Annotated in this window: 22 protein-coding genes; all 22 read right to left on the reverse strand. The window is 64.9% G+C overall.

What is annotated here, in order from left to right:
• Positions 1–169: 169 nt before the first annotated feature.
• The 22 genes from C471_RS06295 to C471_RS06400 all read right to left on the reverse strand — a co-directional run bounded on the left by C471_RS06295 (position 170) and on the right by C471_RS06400 (position 12,587).
• Positions 170–673, reverse strand: a complete 504-nt coding sequence (locus tag C471_RS06295) for a DUF7342 family protein (RefSeq protein WP_004047206.1) — start codon at positions 671–673, stop codon at positions 170–172.
• 452 nt (positions 674–1,125) lie between these two features.
• Positions 1,126–2,604, reverse strand: coding sequence for a preprotein translocase subunit SecY (gene secY, locus C471_RS06300; protein WP_004047207.1), 1,479 nt, complete (start codon positions 2,602–2,604; stop codon positions 1,126–1,128).
• 3 nt (positions 2,605–2,607) lie between these two features.
• Positions 2,608–3,105 carry an uL15m family ribosomal protein gene (locus tag C471_RS06305; protein ID WP_004047208.1) on the reverse strand — a complete coding sequence of 166 codons (498 nt, stop codon included), beginning with the start codon at positions 3,103–3,105 and terminating at the stop codon, positions 2,608–2,610.
• On the reverse strand, positions 3,102–3,566 hold the full coding sequence (locus tag C471_RS06310) for a 50S ribosomal protein L30 (protein ID WP_004047209.1): 465 nt from the start codon (positions 3,564–3,566) through the stop codon (positions 3,102–3,104). The genes C471_RS06305 and C471_RS06310 overlap by 4 nt, the downstream gene beginning before the upstream one ends.
• Positions 3,566–4,213, reverse strand: a complete 648-nt coding sequence (locus C471_RS06315) for a 30S ribosomal protein S5 (protein WP_004047210.1) — start codon at positions 4,211–4,213, stop codon at positions 3,566–3,568. Before C471_RS06315 ends, C471_RS06310 begins: the two co-directional genes overlap by 1 nt.
• Entirely contained in the window at positions 4,206–4,763 is a 558-nt protein-coding gene (locus C471_RS06320; protein ID WP_004047211.1) for a 50S ribosomal protein L18, read from the reverse strand. The genes C471_RS06315 and C471_RS06320 overlap by 8 nt, the downstream gene beginning before the upstream one ends.
• Complete coding sequence (locus C471_RS06325; RefSeq protein ID WP_004047212.1) at positions 4,763–5,224, reverse strand: 50S ribosomal protein L19e; 462 nt, start codon at positions 5,222–5,224, stop codon at positions 4,763–4,765. The genes C471_RS06320 and C471_RS06325 overlap by 1 nt, the downstream gene beginning before the upstream one ends.
• Positions 5,217–5,927, reverse strand: a complete 711-nt coding sequence (locus tag C471_RS06330; protein WP_004047213.1) for a 50S ribosomal protein L32e — start codon at positions 5,925–5,927, stop codon at positions 5,217–5,219. Before C471_RS06330 ends, C471_RS06325 begins: the two co-directional genes overlap by 8 nt.
• Positions 5,928–5,930: 3 nt before the next feature.
• The gene (locus C471_RS06335) at positions 5,931–6,464 is read right to left on the reverse strand and encodes a 50S ribosomal protein L6 (protein ID WP_004047214.1); all 534 of its coding nucleotides are present in this window, start codon (positions 6,462–6,464) and stop codon (positions 5,931–5,933) included.
• A 2-nt stretch (positions 6,465–6,466) separates the two neighbouring features.
• Entirely contained in the window at positions 6,467–6,859 is a 393-nt protein-coding gene (locus tag C471_RS06340) for a 30S ribosomal protein S8 (RefSeq protein ID WP_004047215.1), read from the reverse strand.
• 2 nt (positions 6,860–6,861) lie between these two features.
• On the reverse strand, positions 6,862–7,035 hold the full coding sequence (locus C471_RS06345) for a 30S ribosomal protein S14 (protein ID WP_004047216.1): 174 nt from the start codon (positions 7,033–7,035) through the stop codon (positions 6,862–6,864).
• Positions 7,032–7,556 (reverse strand): 50S ribosomal protein L5, encoded by a 525-nt coding sequence (locus C471_RS06350; protein WP_004047217.1) that lies wholly within the window; start codon positions 7,554–7,556, stop codon positions 7,032–7,034. Before C471_RS06350 ends, C471_RS06345 begins: the two co-directional genes overlap by 4 nt.
• Entirely contained in the window at positions 7,549–8,274 is a 726-nt protein-coding gene (locus C471_RS06355) for a 30S ribosomal protein S4e (RefSeq protein WP_004047218.1), read from the reverse strand. Before C471_RS06355 ends, C471_RS06350 begins: the two co-directional genes overlap by 8 nt.
• Positions 8,271–8,627 carry a 50S ribosomal protein L24 gene (gene rplX, locus C471_RS06360; RefSeq protein ID WP_004047219.1) on the reverse strand — a complete coding sequence of 119 codons (357 nt, stop codon included), beginning with the start codon at positions 8,625–8,627 and terminating at the stop codon, positions 8,271–8,273. Before rplX ends, C471_RS06355 begins: the two co-directional genes overlap by 4 nt.
• Before the next feature lie 2 nt (positions 8,628–8,629).
• The gene (locus C471_RS06365; RefSeq protein WP_004047220.1) at positions 8,630–9,028 is read right to left on the reverse strand and encodes a 50S ribosomal protein L14; all 399 of its coding nucleotides are present in this window, start codon (positions 9,026–9,028) and stop codon (positions 8,630–8,632) included.
• The gene (locus C471_RS06370) at positions 9,028–9,372 is read right to left on the reverse strand and encodes a 30S ribosomal protein S17 (RefSeq protein ID WP_004047221.1); all 345 of its coding nucleotides are present in this window, start codon (positions 9,370–9,372) and stop codon (positions 9,028–9,030) included. The genes C471_RS06365 and C471_RS06370 overlap by 1 nt, the downstream gene beginning before the upstream one ends.
• On the reverse strand, positions 9,363–9,821 hold the full coding sequence (locus C471_RS06375; RefSeq protein WP_004047222.1) for a ribonuclease P protein component 1: 459 nt from the start codon (positions 9,819–9,821) through the stop codon (positions 9,363–9,365). Before C471_RS06375 ends, C471_RS06370 begins: the two co-directional genes overlap by 10 nt.
• 2 nt (positions 9,822–9,823) lie before the next feature.
• A complete protein-coding gene (gene rpmC / locus C471_RS06380) occupies positions 9,824–10,036 on the reverse strand; it encodes a 50S ribosomal protein L29 (protein ID WP_004047223.1) in 213 nt (70 codons plus the stop codon).
• Positions 10,037–10,975 carry a 30S ribosomal protein S3 gene (locus C471_RS06385; protein ID WP_004047224.1) on the reverse strand — a complete coding sequence of 313 codons (939 nt, stop codon included), beginning with the start codon at positions 10,973–10,975 and terminating at the stop codon, positions 10,037–10,039.
• The gene (locus tag C471_RS06390; protein ID WP_004047225.1) at positions 10,975–11,439 is read right to left on the reverse strand and encodes a 50S ribosomal protein L22; all 465 of its coding nucleotides are present in this window, start codon (positions 11,437–11,439) and stop codon (positions 10,975–10,977) included. The genes C471_RS06385 and C471_RS06390 overlap by 1 nt, the downstream gene beginning before the upstream one ends.
• Positions 11,440–11,442: 3 nt before the next feature.
• On the reverse strand, positions 11,443–11,868 hold the full coding sequence (locus tag C471_RS06395; protein ID WP_004047226.1) for a 30S ribosomal protein S19: 426 nt from the start codon (positions 11,866–11,868) through the stop codon (positions 11,443–11,445).
• Positions 11,865–12,587, reverse strand: a complete 723-nt coding sequence (locus C471_RS06400) for a 50S ribosomal protein L2 (RefSeq protein ID WP_004047227.1) — start codon at positions 12,585–12,587, stop codon at positions 11,865–11,867. The genes C471_RS06395 and C471_RS06400 overlap by 4 nt, the downstream gene beginning before the upstream one ends.

Genomic DNA, 12,587 nt, shown 5'->3' on the forward strand with positions numbered 1-12,587 from the left:
TGAAGAATAGAATTTCAATAGAGTCGAATATCTCTATTAAACGAGTACGAGAAGGTGCCGTAGTTTCGGTGGTAAACCTGCGGATGAGAGTGTTGGTGAGTAGTTCAACCTAGTCGTAACGCCACCTGGGTCAAGTAAAAATTGGAACGCAAGCCAGTAGCCCCCAATACTAGGTGGATCTAGCCGCCTTTGTTCGAGCGCGTTCATACAGGCGGCGTTCCTCAATAGCTGTGGCCCAGTCGCCAAGTTCTGTGTAGACGTTGTCAATCTGTGCTTCGTCGAATTCGAGGGTGTTGACTTCAATAGGCGAATCAGCGTCGTACTCGTCTCGGTATTCCTCAATACGGTCGGTCAGCTCTGACACTCGGGACTGCAACTCGCAAACAGTGCTCTCTTGGGCCAGTTCGTACACCCGCCGCCACTCGAAGTAGTCATTATTACGCTGGTACCGAACTGGCCGACCCCCGTGGCGGATAACAATACCAAGTTCAGTATAGAAGGACAGGTGTGTCCGTGCTGAGTCCACCGAGCAATCCGCCCACTCGGCGATTTTGGAGACTGCTGTTGGCTTTCGGGCATGCAACACCGCTCCGTATACGCGGTGTTTTGTATCCCCACCCTCCATCGGCCTATCAAATGAGGGTGGACCGTCGCGGTGAACATCGTCAGTCATACTTATCGATCCAGATTAGGATATCGCCCAGGCGTATTTTTGTAGTTACCTGCATAAAAACTGTATCTGACGTAGACCCTGATCATCATATTCCAAACGGATAATCCAGTGAATTCCCCGTATCTCTAATGTCGTGACAAATCATTATTTATCAGATCGTCTCATCTGTTCTGAGCGGCAACGTGTTGATCTAGTTAGGGACCTAATATGGGCCCAGTAAATCTATGATGCGCCAGTTGTTCGTCAGATGAACCCAGCTCAGCTATTACGGACATATTGGTTTGAGTTTGAAGATATCACGGACTGAGCGTGGGTAACACTCATGCGTCAAAAAGGCGAGAGAGGCTCGATAGCCAGTGCTGAATATAAAGCTAGCCTCGAAGTCAGCTAATCGGTTTCAATAAAACAGCGTAAGAACGCCTAGAACGCCCGTTTACGTTCTAGAATTGTTCTTACTCATTCCCAAACATCTGGCGCATCATCGGGTGCATCTCCATCAGCTGCTCTTCCGCGATCTCCTCGTACAGCTTGTACGTGATAGAGACCGCGAGCAACAGTCCGGTTCCGGAGACCTGCCCGATGGTGCCGAGCAGGTTCGCCATAACGGCGAGCAGCCCGACGAGGGCGCCGCCGATGACCGTTACCTGCGGGATGTACCGTTCCATGACCTTCTCGACGACCTGCGGGTTCCGTCGGAACCCGGGGATCTGCATCCCGGAGTTCTGGATCTGTTTCGCCGTCGCCTCCGGGCCCATCCCGGTGGTCTCGACCCAGAAGATGGCGAAGATCGCGCCGCCGACGACCATGAAGGTGAGGTCGATAAGCAGTCGAACCGCGATCATCCACGGCTCAACCGACGCCGGTATCTCACCCAGGAACCACATCCAGTCGGTTCTGCGCTGGATCGGGTTCAGATAGTAGAACAGCCCGGAGATGGGCTGACCTTGGCCGCTGTAGACGCCGAGCCAGCTCGGCATCCCCGCCCACTGAGAGGAGAGGAGCTGCCCGAGGAACTGGATGTTCGCCTGCAGCGCGCGGACGAGGATCATCGGCAGGACGGACGCGTAGATGAGCTTCACCGGGAAGCGCCCGCGAGCACCCTTCACTCGCGCGTGCGACAGCGGGATCTCGACGCGGACCGACTCCGCGTACACGACGATCCCGAAGATGAACAGCGTGGTGAAAAGCGCCAAGATGTTCCCCGGGTCGAACAGCAGGTTCTGGAGACCCTCCGCCGTGAACGGCGAGAGCGACACCGGCACGTCGCCGACGATGATGCCGTACCAGCTCGCGAAGAAGCCGGAGGCGCCGAGCGCGGAGAAACTGAAGAACCCGCCGACGATCTGCTGGCTCACCGCCGCGATGATGAACAGCCCGACGCCGGAGCCGACGCCCCACTTGCTCACGATCTCGTCCATGAACAGAAGGAGGACGCCGCCGACGAAGATCTGTACGAAGATCAGCGCCTCGACGCCGAACGTTCCGATACCGAGCGACTGTCCGACGGCCGGATCCGCAGGCAGGAACTCGCCGGTGAACACCATGGGCGCGGCCGTCAGCGCCGTGACGATAATCACCAGCAGCTTCTGGAGGCCTTGGTACAGGACCTGATCGCGCGGGTCGTCGGTGTCGAGCCCCAGCAGGTTCGCACCGCCCAACAGCTGGAGGACGATGGACGCCGTGACGATCGGTCCGATACCGACCTGCAACAGCGAGCCGGACGAGCCGGCAAGCACCGACCGGAACTGCCCGAAGAAGTCAGACCCCTGGCCGACGGCCAACCCGAACGGGTTGATGTTGGTCAGGAAGAAGTAGACGACCAAGATGCCGGCCGTCCACATGAGCTTCCGCTTGAACGGAACGTGACCCGCGGGCCGCTCCACGACGGGCATCCGCGTGAGCACCGGTTCGGCGACCTCCTTCCAACTCATTGGTTACGCCTCGTCGTCCTCGTCGTCAGAAGTGTTTTCCGATTCGTCAGCGGCCGCTTCGGCGCGCTCAGAGAGCGTCGCCTCGCCGCCGGCTTCCTCGATGAGTTCGACCGCACCCGCCGTGAACGCGTCGGCGGTGACGCGGAGCTCGCGACGGACCTGTCCGCCGCCGAGCACTTTCACGACGTCGGCCTCGTGGCCGTCCTCGACGACGTCGCGCGCGTCGATGACGTACCCGTCTCCGTCCTCCTCGGCGAGGTCCTCAGCGGCGTACAGCGCCGCGTCCTCGTCGATCTTCTGGACCTTCACTTCGAGGACATCGGTCTGCGTGCTTTCGGGACGCTTGAATCCGTACTTGCCGAGCGGACCGTAGTTGTGGAACTCGTGTTTCGCGCGACCGGCCGCGCCGCGGCCGCCGCGGTGACCGGCGCCGCGCCGGTTCTTGTGCGTTCCGCCGCCGTGCGTTCGGGAACCGCGCTGTCGGCGTTTCTTGCTCGTCATCGCATCGCCTCCAGGAGACTGTCGATCTCCTCGGTGCTGTGTTTCCCGAGTTCGCCGCCCTCGATCACGGGGTGTTTGATGCCCTCGTGACCGCCGCGGGGAGCGTGGAGCCGGAGCGTCGGCGAGAGGCCCTGCTCGCGCAGAGTCGTCTCCTCGTCGACGAGCGCCTCGGCCAGCGCCTCGAGATCGGCGTAGTCGGTGTTGTCGTCGATCCACTCGTCGTCGATGTCGGCCGAGCCCTCCAGGGGCTCTCCGCGTCGCGCGACGGTTCGCGCAACGGCCTCGACGCTCGGTTCCCCGAACGCGACGACATCGTTCACCTTGGTGATCATGCCGTGGTACGAGTCCGTCTCGGGGACGAACGTCGCGTGGTTGACGCGCCCGATGTTCAGCATGTCGAGGGTGTCCTCGACGCCGTACCCCAGGTTCACGTCACCGCGGAGCTGCACGATCGCCTGCATCACTCGCTCACCTCGTCGTAGTGGACCTCACGCGCGTGCTGCGGAGTGCGGGACTGCGCCGCGTTCTCCAAGGCGTTGAACGTCGCCTTCGCGAGGTTCACGGTCGTGCGGGTGTTGCCGTCGGAGTTCGTCCAGGCGTCCTCGACGCCCGCGAGCTCCAAGATGTTCCGAACCGTCTCCGCCGCGGCCAGCCCGAGCCCCTGCGGGGCGGGCTGGATCTCGACGGTGACGGAGCCGGCCTTCCCCTCCGCCTTGCGGGTGAGGGAGTTCGTGCCGCCGGGCTGGTCCTCCCAGGACCCGGAGCCGCGGTCGACCTCGATGATGTTCAGCTTCGCGACGTCGATCGCCTTCTGGATGGCGCCGCCGACCTGGTCGTCTCGGGCCTGCGCGTAGCCGAGGTAGCCGTCGCGGTTGCCCACGGCGACCACGCAGCGGAACTTCACGCGGCGGCCGGAGTCGGTCATCCGCTGGACCATGTTGATGTCCAGCACCTCGTCTTCCAGCCCCGGGAGGAGCTGGTCGACGATTTCGGCCTCCTTCAGCGGGAGACCGGAGTCGAGCGCCTGTTCCATCGACGAGATATCGCCGTTCTGTACCTTGCGGCCGAGTCGCGTCCGCGGTTCCCAGCCGTCGTTGTGTCTACTCATGGTCCTCCTGGATTGTCGCGAGCACGTCGTCGAAGTGCTCGGGTAGGTCGGCCGCGTCGAAATCACCGCTGTACAGCGGCTCGTCGAGCTGCTCGGCGTACGCGGCGATGTGCTCGCCACGCGTGCGCGACCAGTCGGCCAGCACGTCGTCGTTGTGCGGGATCTCGAGGCCGGCGTCGATCGCTCCTTCCTGTACTGCGAACGTCTTGTTGCCGGGCGTCGCCGTGTTGAGCCCGATGTCGAGGACGGCCTCGTCGAGGCCGGCGTCGACGGCGCGGGCGCCCGCGAGGTACCCGGTGAGGTACGCGCTGGGGAGGTTGCCCGTGGGGGCGTCCCAGCCGTACTCGCCGAGCTCCTCGCTGGAGGCGGCCGCGTGGGTCTCATCGCCGTCGGATCCGGGAGTCACCAGCTGCGCCCTGACGTGAGCGTTGCTCACCCGGGCGACCAGGCGAGGCTTGCCCGATTTCAGCAGGCGCAACCTCTGATGGTAATCCGTCCGGACCTCTCGGCGGCGACGCATCGGCACCTTGTATCGTGGTCCTGTCGCCATTAGTCCGTCACCTCGTAACCGTACTGCGTCTGGATGTACGCCTCCAGCCGCGCGACATCCTCGAAGTCGCCACCGCTCGCCTTGTTGTAGAGCGTGCGGTACTCGCTGGCGTCGAGCACGTCCTCGTCGTCGCGGAGCTCCTTCAGGCGGGCGCGCTGCGCACGGATCCGCGCCTTCCAGTCGTCCTTCGTGTTCTGTCGCGCGCCGGCCTTCCCCTTCCGGGTACCGGCGCCCGACTGGTGACCGTACGAGCGCTTCTCAGCGCGCTCGCGGGCCTGACCGCGGGAGTTCGTCTTCGCGTCTTTCGCGCGGATGGTGCCCTGTTCGATGAGTTCGCGGACGTCCTCTCGCGTGATGGCGTCCTCGATCTCCTCCTGTGCCTCGGGATCGAGCCAGACGCGGCCCTTGCCGACGTCCAGCTCGTCCGCTGCGAGCCGTTTCTGCGCCTTCAGATCACTCATCGTCGACCTCCACTTCGACGTAGGTCGGGTTCAGCACGCGGATCTCGCGCTCCTCCGCCTCGTCTTCGATCAGTTCGCGCTTGCGACCGCCGACCTTCGAGGCGATCCGAACCGCCTGCGTGTCGCCGTCGACGCCCTCGAGGTCGTCCGTGTTGTGCACGCGGACCTCCTCGAAGCCGCTCGGGTGCAGGTCGCGCGACGCCTTCGGCGATCGGAACCCCGCCTCGACGACGGGCCCCTTCGCCTTCATGCGGCGGCGCTGCTTGGAGAGCCCGCCGCGCGGCTTGCGCCACGACGTCGGGATCCGCTTTTTCTTGTGGTAATCCTGCCGGTTGAACTGCGGTTTCCCCTCGCGGTGCTTCTGTGCGAGCGCGCGAGCGGTCTCGTCGTCCAGTTCCGGCGTCTTGTCGGCGTGACCGCGGGGGCGAAGCTCCGTCTCGACGTCCTCGTCGGCGTCGGCCTCGTCGGCCTCCTCCTCCTCGTCCGTCTCGTCTTCGATCTCCGCGTCCGCCTCCTCGTCGACCTCCAGCCCGCCGACGTCGGCCTTGATACGCGCTGCGAGCGCGTTGCCGACGCCGTCGACCTCGGAGAGCTCCGACTGGGAGGCGGCCTTCACGTCCTCGACCGTCTCGTAGCCGGCCGCGCGAAGGGCGTCCGCCTTCGAGGGACCGACACCGCTGATGTCTTCCAGTTCTTCGGCCATTGGTTAGGCACCTCCGGTGGGCTTCTCGACGATGTACACGCCGTCTTGGAAGACGCGCGTGTCCTTGTCGGTCACCTTCGTCAGCTGTTCGATGTCGGCGGCGGTCTGCCCGACGGCCTCCTTGTCGGAGCCCGAGAGGGTGACCGTCTCGCCGTCGATCTGTACGTCCGTGTCCCCGCGGATCGGGGTGCGTCGCTGTGCCCGCTCGCCGAGGAAGTTCTCGATGACGACCTCGTCGCCCTCCACGGTCACCTGCATCGGGAAGTGGGCGTAGTACACTTCCATCGTGTACTCCCATCCGTCGGTGACGCCGTGGATCATGTTGGCGACGTGGCTCTCGAAGGTGCCGACCGTGGCGTTCGTCTTCGCGTCCTCGTTCTCGGAAGCGATCGCGACGACACCGTCCTCGACCGTGACCTCGACGTCGGGGTACCAGAGGCGTCGCGTAACGCTCCCGTTGGGACCCTCGACGGTGAGTTCGAGGTGGTCGGTCTCGGCGGAGACGTCGTCCGGAATCTCGATTTCGACTCTGTTCATTGTTAGTAGACGTATGCGATCACTTGGCCGCCGATGCCCTCTTCGCGGGCCTCGTAGTGGCTCATAACGCCGTGGCTCGTCGTGACGATGAGCGTCCCGTAGTCACGGGCGGGGAGGTATCGCTTCTCCCACTTCTCGAACTCGTCGGCACCCGCGGAGTAGCGGGGCTTGACGGCGCCACACTCGTTGATCGCTCCTTTCAGTTCGACCTCGAACTTCCCGGCCTTCCCGTCGTCGACGTACTCGAAGCCGTCGACGTACCCGCGGTCGTAGAGGACCTCGAGGACGGAGCCGATGATGTTAGAGGCGGGCTCAACCGTGTACGACAGGTGGCCAACGCTCTCGGCGTTGTCCATGCCGGCCAGCGCGTTGGTGAATGGATCGTTTCCCGTCATGATCAGCTGTACTTCTCGAATCCCATGTCTCGGGCAACCTCGCGGAAACACTGCCGGCAGAGATTGATGTCGTACTTGCCGACAAGTCCCTGCTCGCGGTCGCACCGCCGGCACGTGTGCCGGGAGTCGGTGCGTTTCGACGCGTGCTCGCCCGTGTCGTTGTTCGCTTCGCTCATTCCGTTACCTCAACGTCGAAGTTCGTTTCGAGGAACGCGGCCGCGTCCTCGGCTGTCATCCGGTGTTTGGACGGGATCGAGGCCGTCGCCTTGTCCCGCTTCGACACGCGGTAGCCGGGACGGACGATCGTCGTCGTCACGTCGAGGCCGTAGATGCCGATGCTCGGGTCGTACTCCTGGCTCGGGAAGTCGGTGTGGTCCTCGACCCCGAAGCTCAGGTTGCCCGTGTCGTCGAACTGGCTCCGCGAGACGTCGACGATGTCGAGCGCGGTCGCGAGGAACTCGTGTGCGTCCTCGGCCCGCAGCGTCACCTTGACGCCGATCGGGTCGCCCTTGCGGATCCCGAACTCGGCGATGGTGCGCTTCGAGGTGGTCCGGACCGACTGCTGGCCCGTGATCTCCTCGATGATCTCCTCGGCGTCCGCGAGCGGCTCACCGCCCTGCCCGACGCCCATGTGGACGACGACCTTCTCCAGGTACGGCTCGCGCATCTCGTGGGACGCGCTCTCGGATTCACTCATCCGAATCACCCGCCTCGTCGGCGTCGTCGCCGGTGAAGTTCTCGTCGATGACGACGAGGTACTCTTCGACCGTCTCGTAGCCGTCCTCGTCGTCTCCGACGAAGACCGTGTTCGAGCCGGAGCCGAGCGTGACGTCGATGTCGGCCACTTCGCCGATACGACCGGCGTGTTGACCGGCGACGGCGGTGACCAGAGCGCCCTCTTCGTACTCGAAGTGGGCGACGATCTCCTTCGACTCGTTGTCGACGACGATCGAGTCCTTCGTGTCGTACTCGGCGTCGTCGTCCACGAGGACGTTCGTCCCGTCGTGGAGCGTCAGCTGGACGTCTCCGCCGGGGACGACGGACTTGTTCGTGATCTTCCCGAGCCGGCTGCCGGCGGCCTCCTCGTCGACGGGGGTCAGCGCGAGCCGACCGCCCTCGTCGGGGAAGACGCGGAAGAACTCCCCGCGCTCGGGGAACGCCAGGATGTCGAACATCCCGATCGGACGCTGTTCGTCCGAGACCGCGTCCCCGTTGACGAGGACCGAGTCGTTGTTCAGCGCGTAGCGCGCCTCCTTCGTCGAGTCGACGTAGCCGAGCACGTCCCGCAGCAGGACGACGAGCGGAACGCCCGCCTCACCGTGCGGGCCGGCGCCGGCCTTGACGGTGAACGTGTTCGTCTTGCGCTCGACCGGCCAGGAGTTCGGTACTGCCAGTCGCTTCTGATGTCGCGTCATTCGTTATCCTCCTGGAGCCGCGCCTCCCGGCGCTCGTCTTCCAGGTCCAGATCGATCACCCGGACGTTGCTCGCCGGGATGGGGCGGGGAACCTCCTCCCCGTCCGCCTTCTCGACGGTGACGTCCTCGACGGTGATCCGTTCCGCGGACAGGTCGACCGAGATGACCTCGGCCTCCGTGCCGGCCGCGTCGCCGCGAAGCACCTCGACGGTGTCGCCGGCGTTGACGCGGACGTTCCGCTGTCCGTACTCCTCGCGGAGGTCGTCCGTGAGGGTGGCCCGGACCTGGTTCTGCCGCTCGTGGAGCGGCGCGGTCTCCGACCGTTTTCGCTGTTTGCGTGGCTGTTTCGTCATGATTAGACGATCATCGTCGCGGTCGAGGCGATGCTCCCGAATCGTTCGGCGACCTCGCGGGCGACGGGGCCTTTGATCTCCGTGCCCCGCGGCTCCTCGAGGTCGTCGATGATGACGGCCGCGTTGTCCTCGAACTTCACGCGCGTGCCGTTCGGACGGCGGATCGGCTTGCGCTGGCGGACGACGACCGCCTCCAGCACCTGCCGCCGCATCTCCGGGGTCCCTTTGGTGACCGAGACGGTCACCTTGTCGCCGATACCTGCCTTCGGGTGGCGGTTCTTCGTGCCGGAGTAGCCCGACACGGAGATCACCTTCAGCTCACGGGCGCCGGTGTTGTCGGCGCACGTGATGAGCGAGCCCTTCGAGAGCCCCTGCGTGACGTCGGCCTTGAGCGCCTCCATCACTGATCACCCGACAGGTTCTCGACGACGACGTGGGACTTCGTCTTCGAGAGCGGTCGCGTCTCCGCGATTTTCACTTCGTCACCGACTTCGAGCGAGTCGAGCACGCCCGGCACGTGGGCCGGGATGCGCGAGCGACGCTTCATGTACCGATCGTATTTCGGTACGAACACGTCGTACTCTCGCTCGACGATGACGGTCTTTGCCATATCCGTCGACACGACCGTTCCCTCGCGGGTCTGGCCGCGGACGGAGAGCTGCCCGTAGAACGGGCACTTCTCGTAGTCGTAATCCTCCGGGTTGTCTGGCTCCGGAGGCGTGGGTACGTCGATTCCTATCGCCATTGTGTGACACCTTGTTCGGTGCGTTCGGCGGGTCGATACCGTAGCCGCTCGCCATCCACCGTCGCGTAGACCACGTCTTTGCACTCGCCGCGTCGGCTCGCCGGACCCGCGTCGTCACCGGTGACGACGCTTGTGGACCCGGACGGGCCAGACTGACGGGGGCGGACCCCCGTAGTATCCGACCCGAGTTGGGACGTAGACCCCGACGACTCGTCGTCGTCGGCGGCTTCATCTGTGCGGGCGGTCGGTCGATCGACGACCGCGAACTCGAACGTCGCGCCCGACTTGGGCACGCGTTTGTCCCCCGATCCCGTTCGCACCACAAGGGTGCCGAACGTCTCGGACAGCACGCGACCGGCGATGCCCGCGTGGGCGTCGCTCTCGGCGTCGGCCACCCGAACCGGGAGGCCGACGAGTTCGTGCCGAACGAGTGTGTCGGGGGATATCATCGTTATTCGTCGTCGAAGTCGCCTTCTTCCGCCTGGATCGTCTTGATCCGCGCGATCGTCTTCTTCATCTCCTTGACGCGGCCGGGGCTCTCCGGCATGCCGCCGGCGGCCCGCTGCGCCTTCGAGTTGAGCAGCTCGGTCTCGAGCTCTTCCAGTTCGACCTGGCGCTCGGCCGCGGTCATGTCGCGGATCTCGTCGGTATAGAGGATCGCCATTTATTCGTCCTCCTCGCCTTCGTCGGCGGCTTCCATCTCTGCGACGAGGTCGGCCGCCTCGGATTCGATCTCCTCGTCGAGCTCGTCGATGTCCTCCGCCTCGGCGTCGCCGACCGGCTCCTCTTCGGCGACGTCGGTCGCCTCCGTGGCCGTCTCCTGGGTCTCCTCGACCACTTCCTCGACGATCTCCTCGTCGATGGCCTCTGCGGGGTCCTCGTCGGGGATCTCGACGTCCTCGTCGGCTCCCGCGTCGGGCACCTCCTCGGGCTCCTCTTCGAGCAGCGACTCGACGCCCTCCTCGGCCTCGGCGCCGACCGCCGCCTGCTCGACCTCCGGGACCTCGGCGTCCTCGCGGATGTCGAAGTCGTCCGGGAGCTGTGCGCCTGGCGGGATGATCTTCACGTTGACGCCGATCGTCCCGAGCTTCATCACCGCGACGCCCTGGCCGTGGTCGACGACTTCCTCCGCGGGCTCACCGTTGTGCTTGATGTAGCCGCGGTTGAACTTCTCGACGCGCGATCGCGCGCCGGTGACCTTGCCGGACAGGACGATCTCGGCACCCAGCGCGCCGGCGTCCATGATCCGGTCGATCGTCGTGTGACCGGCCTTCCGGAAGTACCAGCCGCGCTCCAGTGCGTTCGCGAGACGGTCCGCGACGATCTGGGCGTTCAGGTCGGGCTCGTCGACCTCCTGAACGTCGATCTGCGGGTCGTCCATGTCGAATCGGTCCTCAAGCTCGGTGGTGATCTTGCGGATGTTCTTCCCGCCCTTCCCGATCACCATACCGGGCTTTTCGGCCTTCAGGACGATCTGAGTGCCCATCGGCGTCTGGGCGACGTCCATGCCGCCGTAGCCGGCGCGGCCGAGCTCGTCCGCGAAGAACTCGTTGATCTGTGAACGGCGCAGGCCGTCCTCGATGAATTGGTGTTCGTCAGCCATTATTCGTCAGCCTCCGGGTCCTCGATGATGAGTTCGACGTCGGCGAGGGTGGTGTTCCATCCGGTGGCGCCCGCGGCTCGCGGGTTCCGACCGGGTCGCTCGCCGACCTTGTGGGGGGCGACGTGTTTGATGACCATCTCGTCGCCGTCGAATCCCTGTTCGTCCGCGTTGTTCTTGACGTTCTCCAGGAGCTTCAGGAAGTCCTTGGCGGCCTTCTCGGGGTATCGTCCCGCGTCCCAGCCGTCGATGTCGGAGCGGTGCCCCGCGCCGGCGTTGTGCTGGCGCATCGGCACCGAGGTCTCCTCGTCGATGACCTCCTGGAGGAACTCCTCGGCGTCGGCGACCGTCTCGCCTTTGATCTCCCGGGAGATCTCTTTGCTGTCCTTCACGCTGATGGGCCGATCGCGGAGCATCCCCTTTGCGGTGGTCTCCGGGTCGGCCTCGACGCTGTAGTTGATTCCCATGGGTTACTTGAGGGGCACGAACTTCGAGGACCGGGTCGCGCCGATGCCGGCCTGGCCGTGTTCGACGGTGCTTCGAGTCAGGTGGAACTCGCCGAGGTAATGACCGATCATCTCGGGCTCGACCTGCACGCGCTCGAAGCTGTGTCCGTTGTACACGGAGAAGGTGACGCCGACGAACTCCGGCAGCACCGGCATGTCGCGCAGATGCGTCCGGATCGGGTCGTCCGCCGTCGTCTCCTTGTCGCGGCTCCGGACCGTCTCCAACAGCTTCTGCTGTTCGGTGCCGAGGCCGCGAACGATGCTTCGCCGCTGGCGTGCGGGGAGCAGTTCCGCGACTTCCTCTACGTCCATCTCCTGCAGCTCGTCGAGCGAGTGACCGCGGTAGGCGAACTCCTTGCCCTCGCGGCCGGTTCGGTAGTCTGAACTCATTTGTTGCCACCTCGTCCGGTGCGCTTGGATGCGATGTCACCGACCTTCCGTCCCGGCGGGGCGTCCCGCGAGACCGATTTCGGCTGGCCGGGGTGTTGGCGACCACCGCCGCCGAAGGGGTGGTCGACGGCGTTCATCGCGACGCCGCGCACGCGCGGGTATTTGGTCCCGCGCGCTTTCATCTTGTGGTGTTTGTTACCGGCCTTGACGAAGGGTTTCTCCGTCCGACCGCCGCCTGCGACCACGCCGATCGTGGCGCGGCACTGCGGGTCGAGCCGCTTCACTTCGCCGCTGGGGAGCTGGACGACCGCGACGTCGCGGTCGTGGGTGAGAAGCGTCGCCGACACGCCGGAGGCGCGCGCGAACTTCCCGCCGTCCCCGCGGTTGCTCTCGACGTTACAGACCGGGACGCCCTCGGGGATCTCCGCCAGCGGGAGCGTGTTCCCGGGCTTGATCTCCGCGGAGACGCCGACCTGAATCGTCTCGCCCACGCGCACGCCTTCCGGCGCGAGCACGAGCCGACGGTCGTCGTCCTCGAACTCGATCTCCGCGAGCGGAGCCGAGCGAGCGGGGTCGTGTTCGATCCCGACGATCTCGCCGGTGATCGTGTCGACGTCTTCGAGCTTCTTGTGCGACAGTTCCGCCTTGTAGCGGTGGGACGGGGCCCGGAACGTCGGGCCGCCGCGTCCACGCCGCTGTCCTTGGATTCGTCGTCCCAT

Source organism: Halorubrum saccharovorum DSM 1137 (genome assembly GCF_000337915.1).
Lineage (GTDB): Archaea > Halobacteriota > Halobacteria > Halobacteriales > Haloferacaceae > Halorubrum > Halorubrum saccharovorum.

Excerpts from the sequence above, each read along its gene's own strand:
- secY (WP_004047207.1), bottom strand. The coding sequence starts at position 2,604 with ATGAGTTGGAAGGAGGTCGCCGAACCGGTGCTCACGCGGATGCCCGTC.
- C471_RS06350 (WP_004047217.1), bottom strand. The coding sequence starts at position 7,556 with ATGAGTGAATCCGAGAGCGCGTCCCACGAGATGCGCGAGCCGTACCTG.
- C471_RS06375 (WP_004047222.1), bottom strand. The coding sequence starts at position 9,821 with ATGATATCCCCCGACACACTCGTTCGGCACGAACTCGTCGGCCTCCCG.
- C471_RS06340 (WP_004047215.1), bottom strand. The coding sequence starts at position 6,859 with ATGACGGGAAACGATCCATTCACCAACGCGCTGGCCGGCATGGACAAC.
- C471_RS06355 (WP_004047218.1), bottom strand. The coding sequence starts at position 8,274 with ATGACGCGACATCAGAAGCGACTGGCAGTACCGAACTCCTGGCCGGTC.
- C471_RS06400 (WP_004047227.1), bottom strand. The coding sequence starts at position 12,587 with ATGGGACGACGAATCCAAGGACAGCGGCGTGGACGCGGCGGCCCGACG.
- C471_RS06310 (WP_004047209.1), bottom strand. The coding sequence starts at position 3,566 with ATGCAGGCGATCGTGCAGCTCCGCGGTGACGTGAACCTGGGGTACGGC.
- rplX (WP_004047219.1), bottom strand. The coding sequence starts at position 8,627 with ATGACGAAACAGCCACGCAAACAGCGAAAACGGTCGGAGACCGCGCCG.
- C471_RS06395 (WP_004047226.1), bottom strand. The coding sequence starts at position 11,868 with ATGAGTTCAGACTACCGAACCGGCCGCGAGGGCAAGGAGTTCGCCTAC.
- C471_RS06305 (WP_004047208.1), bottom strand. The coding sequence starts at position 3,105 with ATGACGAGCAAGAAACGCCGACAGCGCGGTTCCCGAACGCACGGCGGC.
- C471_RS06325 (WP_004047212.1), bottom strand. The coding sequence starts at position 5,224 with ATGAGTGATCTGAAGGCGCAGAAACGGCTCGCAGCGGACGAGCTGGAC.
- C471_RS06295 (WP_004047206.1), bottom strand. The coding sequence starts at position 673 with ATGACTGACGATGTTCACCGCGACGGTCCACCCTCATTTGATAGGCCG.
- C471_RS06365 (WP_004047220.1), bottom strand. The coding sequence starts at position 9,028 with ATGGAGGCGCTCAAGGCCGACGTCACGCAGGGGCTCTCGAAGGGCTCG.
- C471_RS06330 (WP_004047213.1), bottom strand. The coding sequence starts at position 5,927 with ATGGCCGAAGAACTGGAAGACATCAGCGGTGTCGGTCCCTCGAAGGCG.
- C471_RS06385 (WP_004047224.1), bottom strand. The coding sequence starts at position 10,975 with ATGGCTGACGAACACCAATTCATCGAGGACGGCCTGCGCCGTTCACAG.
- C471_RS06315 (WP_004047210.1), bottom strand. The coding sequence starts at position 4,213 with ATGAGTAGACACAACGACGGCTGGGAACCGCGGACGCGACTCGGCCGC.
- rpmC (WP_004047223.1), bottom strand. The coding sequence starts at position 10,036 with ATGGCGATCCTCTATACCGACGAGATCCGCGACATGACCGCGGCCGAG.
- C471_RS06320 (WP_004047211.1), bottom strand. The coding sequence starts at position 4,763 with ATGGCGACAGGACCACGATACAAGGTGCCGATGCGTCGCCGCCGAGAG.
- C471_RS06390 (WP_004047225.1), bottom strand. The coding sequence starts at position 11,439 with ATGGGAATCAACTACAGCGTCGAGGCCGACCCGGAGACCACCGCAAAG.
- C471_RS06345 (WP_004047216.1), bottom strand. The coding sequence starts at position 7,035 with ATGAGCGAAGCGAACAACGACACGGGCGAGCACGCGTCGAAACGCACC.
- C471_RS06370 (WP_004047221.1), bottom strand. The coding sequence starts at position 9,372 with ATGGCGATAGGAATCGACGTACCCACGCCTCCGGAGCCAGACAACCCG.
- C471_RS06335 (WP_004047214.1), bottom strand. The coding sequence starts at position 6,464 with ATGAACAGAGTCGAAATCGAGATTCCGGACGACGTCTCCGCCGAGACC.